At 35.4% G+C, this 16,787-nt stretch carries 16 protein-coding genes; 15 read left to right on the plus strand and 1 reads right to left on the minus strand.

Features of this window, described 5'->3' with window-relative positions:
* Nucleotides 1-993: a staphyloferrin B ABC transporter substrate-binding protein SirA gene (gene sirA / locus AA076_RS00330; RefSeq protein ID WP_001045111.1), complete on the minus strand. Its 993-nt coding sequence runs from the start codon at nt 991-993 to the stop codon at nt 1-3.
* 230 nt (nt 994-1,223) lie between these two features.
* On the opposite strand from sirA, the gene sbnA reads away from it, so the two are divergent.
* From sbnA to AA076_RS00410, 15 genes are all read left to right on the plus strand, one after another.
* Nucleotides 1,224-2,204, plus strand: coding sequence for a 2,3-diaminopropionate biosynthesis protein SbnA (gene sbnA, locus AA076_RS00335; RefSeq protein WP_000570808.1), 981 nt, complete (start codon nt 1,224-1,226; stop codon nt 2,202-2,204).
* Nucleotides 2,201-3,211 carry an N-[(2S)-2-amino-2-carboxyethyl]-L-glutamate dehydrogenase SbnB gene (gene sbnB, locus AA076_RS00340; RefSeq protein ID WP_001078456.1) on the plus strand — a complete coding sequence of 337 codons (1,011 nt, stop codon included), beginning with the start codon at nt 2,201-2,203 and terminating at the stop codon, nt 3,209-3,211. The genes sbnA and sbnB overlap by 4 nt, the downstream gene beginning before the upstream one ends.
* Nucleotides 3,212-3,231: 20 nt before the next feature.
* The gene (sbnC, locus tag AA076_RS00345) at nt 3,232-4,986 is read left to right on the plus strand and encodes a staphyloferrin B biosynthesis protein SbnC (protein WP_001179384.1); all 1,755 of its coding nucleotides are present in this window, start codon (nt 3,232-3,234) and stop codon (nt 4,984-4,986) included.
* Nucleotides 4,979-6,235 carry a staphyloferrin B export MFS transporter gene (gene sbnD, locus AA076_RS00350; protein ID WP_000610051.1) on the plus strand — a complete coding sequence of 419 codons (1,257 nt, stop codon included), beginning with the start codon at nt 4,979-4,981 and terminating at the stop codon, nt 6,233-6,235. The genes sbnC and sbnD overlap by 8 nt, the downstream gene beginning before the upstream one ends.
* Entirely contained in the window at nt 6,225-7,961 is a 1,737-nt protein-coding gene (sbnE, locus tag AA076_RS00355; protein WP_001179888.1) for an L-2,3-diaminopropanoate--citrate ligase SbnE, read from the plus strand. The genes sbnD and sbnE overlap by 11 nt, the downstream gene beginning before the upstream one ends.
* Nucleotides 7,870-9,720: a 3-(L-alanin-3-ylcarbamoyl)-2-[(2-aminoethylcarbamoyl)methyl]-2-hydroxypropanoate synthase SbnF gene (gene sbnF, locus AA076_RS00360; protein WP_001795559.1), complete on the plus strand. Its 1,851-nt coding sequence runs from the start codon at nt 7,870-7,872 to the stop codon at nt 9,718-9,720. The genes sbnE and sbnF overlap by 92 nt, the downstream gene beginning before the upstream one ends.
* Nucleotides 9,695-10,471 carry a staphyloferrin B biosynthesis citrate synthase SbnG gene (gene sbnG / locus AA076_RS00365; RefSeq protein WP_001186806.1) on the plus strand — a complete coding sequence of 259 codons (777 nt, stop codon included), beginning with the start codon at nt 9,695-9,697 and terminating at the stop codon, nt 10,469-10,471. Before sbnF ends, sbnG begins: the two co-directional genes overlap by 26 nt.
* The gene (gene sbnH / locus AA076_RS00370) at nt 10,471-11,673 is read left to right on the plus strand and encodes a staphyloferrin B biosynthesis decarboxylase SbnH (protein ID WP_001223700.1); all 1,203 of its coding nucleotides are present in this window, start codon (nt 10,471-10,473) and stop codon (nt 11,671-11,673) included. The genes sbnG and sbnH overlap by 1 nt, the downstream gene beginning before the upstream one ends.
* Before the next feature lie 3 nt (nt 11,674-11,676).
* Entirely contained in the window at nt 11,677-12,441 is a 765-nt protein-coding gene (sbnI, locus tag AA076_RS00375) for a bifunctional transcriptional regulator/O-phospho-L-serine synthase SbnI (protein ID WP_001015549.1), read from the plus strand.
* Between the two features lie 195 nt (nt 12,442-12,636).
* On the plus strand, nt 12,637-13,044 hold the full coding sequence (locus AA076_RS00385) for a hypothetical protein (protein WP_000094899.1): 408 nt from the start codon (nt 12,637-12,639) through the stop codon (nt 13,042-13,044).
* A gap of 36 nt (nt 13,045-13,080) precedes the next feature.
* Nucleotides 13,081-13,719: an MFS transporter gene (locus tag AA076_RS00390; RefSeq protein WP_000528197.1), complete on the plus strand. Its 639-nt coding sequence runs from the start codon at nt 13,081-13,083 to the stop codon at nt 13,717-13,719.
* 211 nt (nt 13,720-13,930) lie between these two features.
* Nucleotides 13,931-14,707: a (S)-acetoin forming diacetyl reductase gene (locus AA076_RS00395; RefSeq protein WP_000183771.1), complete on the plus strand. Its 777-nt coding sequence runs from the start codon at nt 13,931-13,933 to the stop codon at nt 14,705-14,707.
* Between the two features lie 143 nt (nt 14,708-14,850).
* The gene (locus tag AA076_RS14220; protein WP_001789407.1) at nt 14,851-14,973 is read left to right on the plus strand and encodes a hypothetical protein; all 123 of its coding nucleotides are present in this window, start codon (nt 14,851-14,853) and stop codon (nt 14,971-14,973) included.
* 69 nt (nt 14,974-15,042) lie between these two features.
* The gene (locus tag AA076_RS00405) at nt 15,043-16,023 is read left to right on the plus strand and encodes an NAD-dependent epimerase/dehydratase family protein (RefSeq protein ID WP_001789408.1); all 981 of its coding nucleotides are present in this window, start codon (nt 15,043-15,045) and stop codon (nt 16,021-16,023) included.
* The gene (locus AA076_RS00410; protein ID WP_000736084.1) at nt 15,986-16,678 is read left to right on the plus strand and encodes a sugar transferase; all 693 of its coding nucleotides are present in this window, start codon (nt 15,986-15,988) and stop codon (nt 16,676-16,678) included. Before AA076_RS00405 ends, AA076_RS00410 begins: the two co-directional genes overlap by 38 nt.
* Nucleotides 16,679-16,787: the final 109 nt, after the last annotated feature.

The raw sequence follows: 16,787 nt of genomic DNA on the forward strand, positions 1-16,787 counted from the left end.
TTATTTTGATTGTTTTTCAATATTTAACTTTTCATATAAATCGTCAATAAGTTTTAATGAAGATTTATATCCGCCAGCTAAGTTCCAAGTGATTTCATCTAAATCATCAGATACTTGGTTGTTTTTAACTGCGTCTAAATTTTTCCACTCTTTACTTGAAGTCCATTCGCTTTCAGTCTTTTTAACTAATGCAGCATCTTTCGCATTTGGATCTGATTTTACTACAAAAATATGATCAGCGTTCATTAATGGAATGCTTTCTTTAGATGTAAGTTGGATAATATCTTTACCATTATCAACTTGTTTTTGTAAGTCTTTATTACGTTTGAATCCTAAATCATTTAAGATTTCACCAGCATATCCACCAGCATAAATTCTTGTATGATCAGCACGGAAGTTAACAACTGAAGCTTTCAATGGCCATGCATCTTTATACTTTGCTTTTGCATCTTTTTGGAATGCAGCTACTTTATCATCGTACTTTTTAAGTAAATCTTCAGCTTCTTTTTCTTTCCCTAAAGCTTTCCCCATTAACTTAGTTGTATCTTTGAATTTGAAAACTGTATCAGTAGAAACTGTTGGTGCGATTTTAGATAATTGATCGTAAACTTTTTCATTTCTAACTTTTGACGCGACAATTAAGTCCGGTTTTAATTTAGAGATTTCCTCTAAGTTAGGTGCAGGTTCTTGACCTACAATCTTAGTATCTTTTAAATCATTTTTTATGTATTCGAATTTCGGTTTTTGTGTCCATGATTCTACAGCACCTACAGGTTTAACACCTAAAGATACAGCGACGTCAGTGGCACCTTGATATAGCGTAACAACACGCTTTGGTTTCCCTTTAATTTCAGTTGTACCCATTGCATGTTTAATTGAAGTTGTTTCCTTATCTTTGTTATCAGATGATTGTTTATTTGAATTCCCACTACATCCTGCTAAAACAAGTAGGAAAGCAAGCGTAACAACAAGCATTTTAATTACTTTATTCATTGACTAATTAGCCTCCTTCGTGATGTATGACAATGAGAATCATTATCACGATTTAGTATGAATTAAATTTTTTCCTAAGTCAATAAAATATTTATGATTTACATGCAACTTATAATTATTTGACATATAAATGCATAAAAAATATAATCCTAATTACTTGATAGTGAGAATCATTATCAATTAGGTAACACACAATATTATAGAATTTTAAATTTGAGGAGGAAGCGCTTTTGATTGAAAAAAGTCAAGCATGTCACGATTCATTGTTAGATTCTGTAGGGCAAACACCTATGGTTCAACTTCATCAACTATTTCCGAAACATGAAGTGTTTGCAAAGTTAGAGTATATGAATCCTGGAGGCAGCATGAAAGATCGACCTGCCAAGTACATCATTGAACATGGTATTAAACATGGTTTAATCACTGAGAATACACATTTAATTGAAAGTACTTCTGGTAATTTAGGCATTGCGTTGGCAATGATAGCTAAAATCAAGGGATTAAAACTCACGTGTGTTGTTGATCCTAAAATATCACCAACAAATTTGAAAATTATTAAAAGTTATGGTGCCAATGTAGAAATGGTTGAAGAACCTGATGCACATGGGGGTTATTTAATGACTCGTATTGCAAAGGTGCAAGAACTGTTAGCCACTATTGACGATGCATATTGGATTAATCAATATGCGAATGAGTTAAATTGGCAATCCCATTATCATGGTGCAGGCACAGAGATTGTTGAAACAATTAAGCAACCTATAGATTATTTTGTCGCGCCAGTCAGCACGACAGGTAGCATTATGGGTATGAGTAGAAAAATAAAAGAAGTGCATCCAAACGCACAAATTGTTGCTGTTGATGCGAAAGGGTCAGTCATTTTTGGTGACAAACCTATTAATAGAGAATTACCTGGTATCGGTGCTAGTCGTGTACCCGAAATATTGAATAGATCAGAAATTAATCAAGTGATCCATGTAGATGATTATCAATCTGCTTTGGGCTGTCGAAAACTGATTGATTATGAAGGCATATTTGCCGGAGGTTCAACAGGTTCGATTATTGCAGCGATTGAGCAGTTGATAACGTCAATTGAAGAAGGTGCAACAATTGTCACGATTTTACCAGATCGAGGCGATCGTTACTTAGATTTAGTTTATTCAGATACATGGTTAGAAAAAATGAAATCAAGACAAGGAGTTAAATCAGAATGAATAGAGAGATGTTGTATTTAAATAGATCAGATATTGAACAAGCGGGAGGTAATCATTCACAAGTTTATGTGGACGCATTAACAGAAGCATTAACAGCCCATGCGCACAATGATTTTGTACAACCGCTTAAGCCGTATTTAAGACAGGATCCTGAAAATGGACACATCGCAGATCGAATTATTGCAATGCCAAGTCATATCGGTGGTGAACACGCAATTTCAGGTATTAAGTGGATAGGTAGTAAGCACGACAATCCATCGAAACGTAATATGGAGCGTGCAAGTGGCGTCATTATTTTGAATGATCCAGAAACGAATTATCCAATTGCAGTTATGGAAGCAAGTTTAATTAGTAGTATGCGTACTGCAGCAGTTTCAGTGATTGCAGCAAAGCATTTGGCTAAAAAAGGATTTAAAGACTTAACAATCATTGGATGCGGGCTAATCGGAGACAAGCAATTACAAAGTATGTTAGAGCAATTCGATCATATTGAACGCGTGTTTGTTTACGATCAATTCTCTGAAGCATGTGCACGCTTTGTTGATAGATGGCAACAACAGCGTCCGGAAATTAATTTTATTGCGACAGAAAATGCTAAAGAAGCAGTATCAAATGGTGAAGTAGTCATTACATGTACCGTAACGGATCAACCATACATTGAATATGATTGGTTACAAAAGGGTGCATTTATTAGCAACATTTCTATCATGGATGTGCATAAAGAAGTCTTTATTAAAGCTGACAAAGTCGTAGTAGATGACTGGTCACAATGTAATCGAGAAAAGAAAACTATTAACCAATTGGTGTTAGAAGGTAAATTCAGCAAAGAAGCTCTTCATGCTGAACTAGGACAACTTGTGACAGGTGACATACCAGGACGTGAAGACGATGATGAGATCATATTACTTAATCCGATGGGTATGGCTATCGAAGATATTTCAAGTGCTTATTTTATTTATCAACAGGCACAACAACAAAATATTGGGACAACATTGAACCTATATTAAGAATGCGAGGTGTCTGAACATTGCAGAATCATACAGCAGTCAATACAGCACAAGCGATAATATTAAGAGATTTAGTTGATGCATTATTATTTGAAGATATAGCCGGAATTGTATCGAATAGTGAGATTACTAAAGAAAACGGACAAACGCTTTTGATATACGAACGTGAAACACAACAAATAAAGATACCTGTTTATTTTAGTGCTTTAAATATGTTTCGTTACGAAAGTTCACAACCAATTACGATAGAGGGAAGGGTGTCTAAGCAACCTTTAACGGCAGCTGAATTTTGGCAAACAATTGCTAATATGAATTGTGATCTAAGTCATGAATGGGAAGTGGCTCGCGTTGAAGAAGGACTGACTACTGCTGCCACACAGCTTGCTAAACAATTATCAGAATTAGATTTAGCGTCACATCCTTTTGTGATGTCAGAGCAGTTTGCAAGTTTAAAAGATCGTCCATTTCATCCATTAGCTAAAGAAAAAAGAGGATTAAGAGAAGCGGATTATCAAGTGTATCAAGCTGAATTAAATCAATCATTTCCTTTAATGGTTGCAGCAGTTAAAAAGACACATATGATTCATGGCGATACTGCAAATATCGATGAATTAGAAAATTTGACAGTACCTATAAAAGAACAAGCGACAGACATGTTAAATGATCAAGGGTTATCAATAGATGACTATGTACTATTTCCGGTACATCCTTGGCAATATCAGCATATTCTGCCGAACGTCTTTGCGAAAGAGATTAGTGAAAAGTTGGTTGTACTATTACCGTTAAAATTTGGAGATTATCTGTCGTCTTCAAGTATGCGTTCATTAATTGATATTGGCGCACCGTATAACCATGTCAAAGTACCATTTGCAATGCAGTCATTAGGCGCATTAAGGCTAACGCCTACGCGTTACATGAAAAACGGAGAACAAGCAGAACAATTATTACGTCAGCTTATAGAAAAAGATGAAGCACTAGCTAAGTATGTCATGGTTTGTGATGAAACAGCTTGGTGGTCATATATGGGTCAAGATAATGATATTTTCAAAGATCAATTAGGTCATCTAACTGTTCAGCTAAGAAAGTATCCCGAAGTGCTAGCCAAAAATGATACGCAACAGCTAGTGTCAATGGCAGCACTCGCGGCAAATGATCGCACTTTATATCAAATGATTTGTGGAAAAGATAATATTTCTAAAAATGATGTCATGACGTTATTTGAAGATATCGCGCAAGTCTTTTTAAAGGTAACACTATCATTTATGCAATACGGCGCATTACCAGAGTTGCATGGTCAAAATATATTGTTGTCATTTGAAGATGGACGTGTACAAAAATGCGTGTTACGTGATCATGATACTGTCAGAATTTATAAACCATGGCTAACAGCACATCAGCTTTCATTGCCGAAGTATGTCGTCAGAGAAGATACACCTAATACGCTAATTAATGAGGATTTGGAAACATTCTTTGCTTATTTTCAAACATTAGCTGTATCGGTAAATCTATATGCCATTATTGATGCAATTCAAGATTTATTTGGTGTAAGTGAGCATGAACTTATGTCGTTGTTAAAACAAATTTTAAAAAATGAAGTGGCAACTATTTCCTGGGTTACAACTGATCAGCTAGCTGTCAGACACATTTTATTTGATAAACAGACGTGGCCATTCAAACAAATTTTATTACCATTGCTATATCAACGTGATAGTGGTGGAGGTAGTATGCCTTCAGGTTTAACTACCGTACCAAATCCAATGGTGACATATGATTAATCAGTCTATATGGCGCAGTAACTTTCGCATTTTATGGCTCAGTCAGTTTATAGCGATTGCTGGACTGACAGTACTTGTGCCATTATTGCCAATTTATATGGCATCACTACAAAATCTATCAGTCGTAGAAATACAGTTGTGGAGTGGTATAGCGATTGCTGCTCCAGCTGTAACGACGATGATAGCTTCGCCGATATGGGGGAAGCTAGGTGATAAGATCAGCCGAAAATGGATGGTGTTAAGAGCGTTACTTGGTTTGGCGGTATGCTTATTTTTAATGGCATTGTGTACGACACCATTACAGTTTGTACTTGTGAGGTTATTGCAGGGACTATTTGGTGGTGTTGTTGATGCATCAAGTGCGTTTGCGAGTGCAGAGGCGCCAGCTGAAGATCGTGGAAAGGTATTAGGAAGACTGCAAAGTTCAGTCAGCGCAGGGTCTCTTGTGGGGCCATTAATTGGCGGTGTTACAGCTTCGATATTAGGTTTTAGTGCGTTACTGATGAGTATTGCCGTTATTACTTTTATTGTCTGTATTTTCGGTGCATTAAAATTGATTGAAACGACACATATGCCAAAATCACAAACACCAAATATTAATAAAGGTATTCGCCGTTCATTTCAATGTCTATTATGCACACAACAAACATGTCGATTTATTATCGTTGGCGTTTTAGCAAACTTTGCTATGTATGGCATGCTAACTGCATTATCACCACTTGCTTCATCAGTGAATCATACAGCGATAGATGACCGTAGTGTGATTGGATTTTTACAGTCCGCATTTTGGACGGCTTCGATATTAAGCGCGCCTTTATGGGGACGCTTTAATGATAAATCATATGTTAAATCAGTATATATATTTGCCACGATTGCATGTGGTTGTAGTGCGATACTGCAAGGTTTAGCGACGAATATAGAGTTTTTAATGGCTGCAAGAATACTTCAAGGATTAACATATAGTGCATTGATTCAAAGTGTCATGTTTGTTGTCGTGAATGCGTGTCATCAACAACTTAAAGGCACATTTGTTGGAACGACGAACAGTATGTTAGTTGTTGGTCAAATTATTGGCAGTCTTAGTGGCGCTGCCATTACAAGTTATACTACACCAGCTACTACGTTTATCGTTATGGGCGTAGTATTTGCAGTAAGTAGTTTATTTTTAATTTGTTCAACCATCACTAATCAAATCAACGATCACACATTAATGAAATTATGGGAGTTGAAACAAAAAAGTGCAAAATAAAGAATTAATACAACATGCAGCGTATGCGGCTATCGAACGCATTTTAAATGAATATTTTAGAGAAGAAAATTTATATCAAGTACCACCTCAAAATCATCAATGGTCTATACAATTATCAGAGCTCGAAACTTTAACGGGTGAATTTCGCTATTGGTCTGCGATGGGGCATCATATGTATCATCCAGAGGTATGGCTTATCGATGGAAAAAGTAAAAAAATAACAACTTATAAAGAAGCAATTGCGCGTATTTTGCAACATATGGCTCAAAGTGCAGATAATCAAACGGCAGTGCAACAACATATGGCGCAAATTATGTCTGACATCGATAATAGCATTCATCGCACGGCACGTTATTTGCAAAGTAACACAATAGACTACGTAGAGGATCGTTATATCGTTTCAGAACAATCTTTATACTTAGGTCATCCATTTCATCCGACTCCTAAGAGTGCAAGTGGGTTTTCAGAAGCAGATTTAGAGAAATATGCACCCGAATGTCATACATCATTCCAATTGCATTATTTAGCTGTGCATCAAGATGTTCTGCTCACGCGCTATGTAGAAGGTAAAGAAGATCAGGTTGAGAAAGTGTTGTATCAATTAGCAGACATAGATATATCAGAGATACCCAAAGATTTTATTTTATTACCAACACATCCTTATCAAATCAATGTGTTGCGACAGCATCCACAGTATATGCAATATAGTGAACAAGGTTTAATAAAAGACCTTGGCGTTTCCGGTGATTCAGTGTACCCGACGTCTTCGGTTAGAACTGTATTTTCAAAAGCATTAAACATTTATTTAAAATTACCGATACACGTTAAAATCACTAATTTTATACGTACGAATGACCTTGAACAGATTGAACGGACAATTGATGCCGCGCAAGTTATCGCATCAGTCAAAGATGAGGTTGAAACACCCCATTTTAAATTGATGTTTGAAGAAGGATATCGTGCATTGTTACCGAATCCATTAGGGCAAACAGTTGAACCTGAAATGGATTTATTAACAAATAGTGCCATGATTGTTCGTGAAGGGATACCGAATTACCATGCTGATAAAGATATTCATGTATTGGCGTCATTATTTGAAACGATGCCTGATTCACCGATGTCTAAGTTATCACAAGTGATTGAGCAAAGTGGTTTAGCACCAGAAGCATGGCTTGAATGTTATTTGAATCGTACATTATTGCCGATATTAAAGCTGTTTAGTAACACAGGCATTAGTCTAGAAGCACATGTACAAAATACATTAATTGAATTAAAAGATGGCATACCCGACGTATGCTTTGTCAGAGATCTTGAAGGCATTTGTCTATCTAGAACGATTGCTACTGAAAAACAGCTTGTGCCAAATGTTGTGGCAGCATCAAGCCCTGTTGTATATGCACATGATGAAGCATGGCATCGTCTTAAATATTACGTTGTAGTAAATCACTTAGGACATTTAGTATCAACTATTGGTAAAGCGACTAGAAATGAAGTTGTGTTATGGCAACTTGTAGCGCATCGTCTTATGACTTGGAAAAAAGAATACGCGAATAACGCAGTATTTGTTGACTGTGTAGAAGATTTATATCAAACGCCGACCATTGCGGCTAAAGCGAATTTGATGAGTAAATTGAATGATTGTGGTGCAAACCCTATTTATACACATATACCAAATCCAATTTGTCATAACAAGGAGGTATCGTATTGTGAATCAAACAATTCTTAATCGTGTAAAGACTAGAGTGATGCACCAACTGGTATCATCACTTATTTATGAGAATATTGTTGTGTATAAAGCGTCATATCAAGACGGTGTCGGTCATTTTACAATAGAAGGACATGATTCAGAGTATCGTTTTACTGCTGAAAAGACACATAGCTTTGATCGTATACGTATCACATCACCAATTGAGCGTGTCGTAGGAGATGAGGCAGATACAACAACAGACTATACACAATTATTGAGAGAGGTTGTATTTACATTTCCTAAAAATGATGAAAAGCTAGAACAATTTATTGTCGAGTTATTACAGACAGAATTAAAAGATACGCAAAGTATGCAGTATCGAGAATCAAACCCACCAGCAACACCTGAGACATTTAACGACTATGAATTTTATGCGATGGAAGGGCATCAGTATCATCCAAGTTACAAATCACGTTTAGGATTTACGTTGAGTGATAATTTGAAATTTGGTCCTGATTTTGTACCAAACGTTAAACTGCAGTGGTTAGCTATCGACAAAGATAAAGTAGAAACGACGGTATCAAGAAATGTTGTAGTTAACGAAATGTTACGTCAACAAGTTGGCGATAAGACTTATGAACATTTTGTACAGCAAATTGAAGCATCTGGCAAACATGTAAATGATGTTGAGATGATACCTGTACACCCATGGCAGTTTGAACATGTCATCCAAGTTGATTTGGCTGAAGAAAGGCTTAATGGCACAGTACTATGGTTAGGGGAAAGTGATGAGCTATATCACCCTCAACAATCGATTCGTACGATGTCGCCAATAGACACGACAAAATATTATTTAAAGGTACCAATAAGTATAACGAACACTTCAACGAAACGAGTGTTGGCGCCTCATACAATTGAAAATGCAGCGCAAATTACGGATTGGTTAAAGCAGATACAGCAACAAGATATGTATTTAAAAGATGAATTAAAGACAGTTTTTCTAGGGGAAGTCTTAGGACAGTCTTATTTAAATACACAACTTTCGCCTTATAAACAAACTCAAGTTTATGGTGCGTTAGGTGTTATATGGCGTGAAAATATATATCATATGTTAATCGATGAAGAGGATGCGATACCATTTAATGCACTTTATGCAAGTGATAAGGATGGTGTACCATTCATTGAAAATTGGATTAAACAATATGGTTCTGAAGCTTGGACAAAGCAATTTTTAGCTGTAGCGATTCGTCCAATGATTCATATGCTTTATTATCACGGTATTGCCTTTGAATCGCATGCACAAAATATGATGCTCATTCATGAAAATGGTTGGCCTACACGTATTGCCTTAAAAGATTTCCATGATGGTGTTCGTTTTAAGCGTGAGCATTTAAGTGAAGCTGCTTCACACCTGACATTAAAGCCAATGCCAGAAGCACATAAAAAAGTGAATAGTAATTCATTTATTGAAACAGATGACGAACGTTTAGTACGCGACTTTTTACATGATGCATTTTTCTTTATTAATATCGCCGAAATCATCTTATTTATTGAAAAGCAATATGGTATCGATGAGGAGCTGCAATGGCAATGGGTTAAAGGCATCATCGAGGCGTATCAAGAAGCATTTCCAGAGTTGAATAACTATCAACATTTCGATTTGTTTGAACCTACGATTCAAGTTGAAAAGTTAACGACACGTCGATTATTAAGTGACTCCGAGTTAAGAATTCATCATGTTACAAATCCATTAGGTGTAGGAGGTATCAATGATGCAACAACTATCTCTGAAACATAGATTAAACAATGGTGATTCAGTTTATGGCATTTTTAATTCTATACCGGACCCATTGATGATCGAGGTTATCGCAGCAAGCGGGTATGACTTTGTTGTGATTGATACAGAACACGTGGCGATTAATGATGAGACACTAGCGCATTTAATTCGTGCAGCTGAAGCAGCGCATATTATACCAATTGTACGTGTCACTGCAGTGATAGATAGAGATATCATTAAAGTGTTGGATATGGGTGCGAGAGGTATTATTGTGCCACACGTTAAAGATCGTGAGACAGTTGAGCATATTGTGAAATTAAGTCGTTATTACCCGCAAGGATTAAGAAGTTTGAATGGTGGTCGCATGGCAAGATTTGGACGTACACCATTACTTGATGCAATGGAGATGGCTAATGAGCATATTATGGTGATTGCCATGATAGAAGATGTTGAAGGGGTTATGGCCATTGACGATATAGCACAAGTCGAAGGTTTAGACATGATAGTCGAAGGTGCCGCAGATTTATCGCAGTCACTTGGCATACCATGGCAAACGCGTGATGATCAAGTAACATCACATGTTCAACATATTTTTGAAGTTGTGAATGCACATGGTAAACATTTTTGTGCATTACCACGTGAAGATGAAGATATTGCAAAATGGCAGGCACAAGGTGTACAAACATTTATTTTAGGTGATGATCGCGGAAAAATATATCGCCATTTAAGTGCATCTCTAGCGACGTCTAAACAGAAAGGGGATGAAGGCTAATGCGTATAGTTCAACCTGTTATTGAACAATTAAAAGCACAATCTCATCCAGTTTGTCATTATATCTATGATTTAGTCGGACTGGAACATCATTTGCAACATATTACATCGTCATTGCCGAGTAATTGTCAAATGTACTATGCAATGAAAGCAAATAGTGAACGAAAAATCCTAGATACAATTAGTCAGTATGTTGAAGGATTCGAAGTTGCATCTCAAGGTGAAATAGCAAAAGGTCTTGCTTTTAAACCAGCAAATCATATTATTTTTGGTGGCCCTGGTAAGACAGACGAGGAACTAAGATATGCAGTAAGTGAAGGTGTTCAGCGTATTCATGTTGAAAGTATGCATGAATTACAACGGCTAAATGCCATCTTAGAAGATGAAGATAAGACACAACACATTTTATTGCGTGTTAATTTAGCAGGACCATTTCCCAATGCAACGTTGCATATGGCAGGACGCCCAACACAATTTGGTATTTCTGAAGACGAAGTTGATGATGTCATTGAAGCTGCGCTCGCAATGCCAAAGATTCATCTAGATGGATTTCATTTTCATTCTATTTCTAACAATTTAGACTCGAATTTACATGTCGATGTAGTGAAACTTTATTTTAAAAAAGCAAAGGCATGGTCTGAAAAACATCGATTTCCACTCAAACATATCAATCTTGGTGGTGGCATAGGCGTTAACTATGCAGATTTAACTAACCAATTTGAATGGGATAATTTTGTAGAACGTTTTAAAACACTTATCGTTGAGCAAGAAATGGAAGATGTGACATTGAACTTTGAATGTGGGCGCTTTATTGTGGCACATATTGGTTACTATGTGACAGAAGTGCTAGACATTAAGAAAGTACATGGTGCTTGGTATGCCATATTAAGAGGAGGTACGCAACAATTTAGACTGCCGGTATCTTGGCAACATAACCATCCTTTTGACATTTATCGCTATAAGGACAATCCATATTCATTTGAAAAAGTTTCAATTTCGAGACAGGACACAACGTTAGTCGGTCAATTATGTACACCGAAAGATGTCTTTGCTAGAGAAGTACAGATAGACGCAATCAGTACAGGCGACGTTATTGTTTTCAAATATGCAGGTGCATACGGATGGTCTATTTCACATCACGATTTCTTAAGCCATCCACATCCTGAATTTATTTATTTAACACAAACAAAGGAGGATGAATAACTATTGAATCATATTCATGAACATTTAAAATTGGTACCAGTAGATAAGATTGATCTTCACGAAACATTCGAACCTTTAAGATTGGAAAAAACGAAAAGTAGTATTGAAGCAGATGATTTTATACGTCATCCTATTTTAGTGACAGCGATGCAACATGGTAGATATATGGTTATAGATGGTGTGCATCGGTATACAAGTTTGAAAGCGTTAGGATGTAAGAAAGTTCCAGTGCAAGAAATCCATGAAACACAATATTCAATTAGTACATGGCAACATAAAGTTCCATTTGGTGTGTGGTGGGAAACGTTACAACAAGAACATCGCTTGCCATGGACTACTGAGACAAGACAAGAAGCGCCATTTATTACAATGTGTCATGGTGATACAGAACAATATTTGTATACAAAAGATTTAGGCGAAGCACATTTTCAAGTATGGGAAAAGGTTGTCGCAAGTTATAGTGGTTGTTGTTCTGTAGAGAGAATTGCACAAGGTACATATCCTTGTCTTTCTCAACAAGATGTACTCATGAAGTATCAGCCATTGAGTTATAAGGAAATTGAAGCGGTTGTTCATAAAGGGGAAACTGTGCCAGCAGGTGTGACACGCTTTAATATTTCAGGACGATGTCTTAATCTTCAAGTACCACTGGCATTACTTAAACAAGATGATGATGTTGAACAACTGCGCAATTGGAAGCAGTTTTTAGCAGATAAGTTTGCCAATATGAGATGCTATACTGAAAAAGTATACTTGGTGGAGCAATAGTTTTACTGTGATGTTGAGGGAAATATGATGATTTAGCGTATTGATAGCGAAAATATAATAAAACAATATAGTGTGGAGAACTTTTGATATTTTATAAATATTGAAGTTCTCCATTTTTGTATTTTGCATATAAAAATTAAATAAAATAAGGTATATTAAGGTAAAGTATAAATTTTAAATAAATGGGGAATGAGTATGAGCTCAATTATAGGAAAAATAGCAATTTGGATAGGCATCGTAGCTCAAATATATTTTAGTGTCGTTTTTGTTAGGATGATATCTATTAATATTGCTGGAGGATCTGATTACGAAACAATTTTTTTATTAGGATTAATATTGGCTCTTTTCACTGTTTTACCAACCATCTTTACTGCGATTTATATGGAAAGTTACTCTGTAATCGGAGGTGCACTTTTTATTGTTTATGCTATTATTGCACTGTGTTTATATAATTTCCTTTCGTCAATTTTATGGCTGATTGGTGGTATTTTGCTGATTTGGAATAAATACTCAAAAGATGAATCGACAGACGAAAATGAAAAAGTTGATATTGAAAGTACAGAGAATCAATTTGAATCTAAAGATAAAATCACTAAAGAATAAAGAGAATATTTAAGGTAAAGTATAAATTTTAAATAAATGGGGAATAGACATGGAAAAAATGTAGAAAAATCATTCATAAAGATAGGTTTATATTTTCAAATAGCTTATATAGTACTCATGGCTATAACTTTATGTGGGTTTGTAATTTGCTATGGACTAATTTTCGGCCTTTTCTATTTATTATCAGGTAGCAGAGCTGATTATTTAATAGTAACAATAGTTATATCGGCAATAATTTCTATATTTGTAATTATACTTTCAATCGTACCTGTCATCGTATTGGCATCTGACTTATTTAAAGAAAGGATTTCAAAAGGTGTCATATTAATTGTATTGGCTATTATCGCTTTAGTATTATGCAACTTTGTATCTGCAATACTCTGGTTTGTTTCAGCCATATCTATTTTAGGTAGAAAAAAATTAGTAGCTGCAGCAGATACTACCACTATTCAAAAAAGTAAAGGGAACGCAAATCAAGCATCACATAAAGACACGTGTAAAAAGGAACTTGATAGTCAAGACATGATGGAACATCCTGAGGTTAAAAATCCCACGACTAAAAACCTTGAAGGATTTAACGAAGAAATACATAAAGATGAAGCTACAACTAAAGTTGTCAGTGATAACACGGAACCGCCTATTGAATCAAAAGACCATGTCTCGAAAAAAGATTGATGACAAACTAATCGAGAGACTTAAAAAAATAATATTCAACATAAGAACTTTTAAAACGACATTTAAACGCATTGCCAATCACTAATGGTAGTGCGTTTAACTATACCTTAAATATCTGAATATTTTGTTAAATGGAGCTACCTTTGTTGTACTATTCAAATGAAGAGGAGTAAAATGTAATTAAAGGAAAGAAATTTGAGGAGTGATCTTTATGACAAACAACAAAGTAGCATTAGTAACTGGCGGAGCACAAGGGATTGGTTTTAAAATTGCAGAACGTTTAGTGGAAGATGGTTTCAAAGTAGCAGTTGTTGATTTCAATGAAGAAGGGGCAAAAGCAGCTGCACTTAAATTATCAAGTGATGGTACAAAAGCTATTGCTATCAAAGCAGATGTATCAAACCGTGATGATGTATTTAACGCAGTAAGACAAACTGCCGCGCAATTTGGCGATTTCCATGTCATGGTTAACAATGCCGGCCTTGGACCAACAACACCAATCGATACAATTACTGAAGAACAGTTTAAAACAGTATATGGCGTGAACGTTGCAGGTGTGCTATGGGGTATTCAAGCCGCACATGAACAATTTAAAAAATTCAATCATGGCGGTAAAATTATCAATGCAACATCTCAAGCAGGCGTTGAGGGTAACCCAGGCTTGTCTTTATATTGCAGTACAAAATTCGCAGTGCGAGGTTTAACACAAGTAGCCGCACAAGATTTAGCGTCTGAAGGTATTACTGTGAATGCATTCGCACCTGGTATCGTTCAAACACCAATGATGGAAAGTATCGCAGTGGCAACAGCCGAAGAAGCAGGTAAACCTGAAGCATGGGGTTGGGAACAATTTACAAGTCAGATTGCTTTGGGCAGAGTTTCTCAACCAGAAGATGTTTCAAATGTAGTGAGCTTCTTAGCTGGTAAAGACTCTGATTACATTACTGGACAAACAATTATTGTAGATGGTGGTATGAGATTCCGTTAATAATCATCCACTAATGATAAATAAATCCTTATTGTTAAGTTTAATCACTTAGCAGTAAGGATTTTTTAGTGCACTTAGAAGGGAGTGTATTGGTAGAAAATTAATAAGCGAAGTTCTTAAGTGAGTTATGATGTCACAGTCTAATGCATCAGTTGAAAGCATTATTAGTATTAACACACCCAAGATATTATAAAACATCACAAAAACACCACTATCTAATTTATCTCAATAAAAATTCACAAAGTTATCTCATTTTATTTTTATAAATAAAAAATATCGATAAAAAGCTTACAATACTTTATGTTTTTATGATATATTTTTAATGTATAAATGAGGTGGAAGATTTGGAAAGAGTTTTGATAACTGGTGGGGCTGGTTTTATTGGGTCGCATTTAGTAGATGATTTACAACAAGATTATGATGTTTATGTTCTAGATAACTATAGAACAGGTAAACGAGAAAATATTAAAAGTTTGGCTGACGATCATGTGTTTGAATTAGATATTCGTGAATATGATGCAGTTGAACAAATCATGAAGACATATCAATTTGATTATGTTATTCATTTAGCAGCATTAGTTAGTGTTGCTGAGTCGGTTGAGAAACCTATCTTATCTCAAGAAATAAACGTCGTAGCAACATTAAGATTGTTAGAAATCATTAAAAAATATAATAATCATATAAAACGTTTTATCTTTGCTTCGTCAGCAGCTGTTTATGGTGATCTTCCTGATTTGCCTAAAAGTGATCAATCATTAATCTTACCATTATCACCATATGCAATAGATAAATATTACGGCGAACGGACGACATTAAATTATTGTTCGTTATATAACATACCAACAGCGGTTGTTAAATTTTTTAATGTATTTGGGCCAAGACAGGATCCTAAGTCACAATATTCAGGTGTGATTTCAAAGATGTTCGATTCATTTGAGCATAACAAGCCATTTACATTTTTTGGTGACGGACTGCAAACTAGAGATTTTGTATATGTATATGATGTTGTTCAATCTGTACGCTTAATTATGGAACACAAAGATGCAATTGGACACGGTTATAACATTGGTACAGGCACTTTTACTAATTTATTAGAGGTTTATCGTATTATTGGTGAATTATATGGAAAATCAGTCGAGCATGAATTTAAAGAAGCACGAAAAGGAGATATTAAGCATTCTTATGCAGATATTTCTAACTTAAAGGCATTAGGATTTGTTCCTAAATATACAGTAGAAACAGGTTTAAAGGATTACTTTAATTTTGAGGTAGATAATATTGAAGAAGTTACAGCTAAAGAAGTGGAAATGTCGTGAAAATGACATTGAAGCTGTCCATAATAATAAGGGTTATGCCTATCAAAGAAAATTAGACAAACTAGAAGAAGTGAGAAAAAGCTATTACCCAATTAAACGTGCGATTGACTTAATTTTAAGCATTGTTTTATTATTTTTAACTTTACCGATTATGGTTATATTCGCCATTGCTATCGTCATAGATTCGCCAGGAAACCCTATTTATAGTCAGGTTAGAGTTGGGAAGATGGGTAAATTAATTAAAATATACAAATTACGTTCGATGTGCAAAAACGCAGAGAAAAACGGTGCGCAATGGGCTGATAAAGATGATGATCGTATAACAAATGTCGGGAAGTTTATTCGTAAAACACGCATTGATGAATTACCACAACTAATTAATGTTGTTAAAGGGGAAATGAGTTTTATTGGACCACGCCCGGAACGTCCGGAATTTGTAGAATTATTTAGTTCAGAAGTGATAGGTTTCGAGCAAAGATGTCTTGTTACACCAGGGTTAACAGGACTTGCGCAAATTCAAGGTGGATATGACTTAACACCGCAACAAAAACTGAAATATGACATGAAATATATACATAAAGGTAGTTTAATGATGGAACTATATATATCAATTAGAACATTGATGGTTGTTATTACAGGGGAAGGCTCAAGGTAGTCTTAATTTACTTAATAAGTTCAAATAAAAGTTATATTTTAAAGATTGTGACCAATTGTTACAGTATAACGAGGAATCCCTTGAGACAGTATCAAATGGCATTAAGAAA

The sequence above is a fragment of the Staphylococcus aureus genome (assembly GCF_001027105.1).
Classification (GTDB): domain Bacteria; phylum Bacillota; class Bacilli; order Staphylococcales; family Staphylococcaceae; genus Staphylococcus; species Staphylococcus aureus.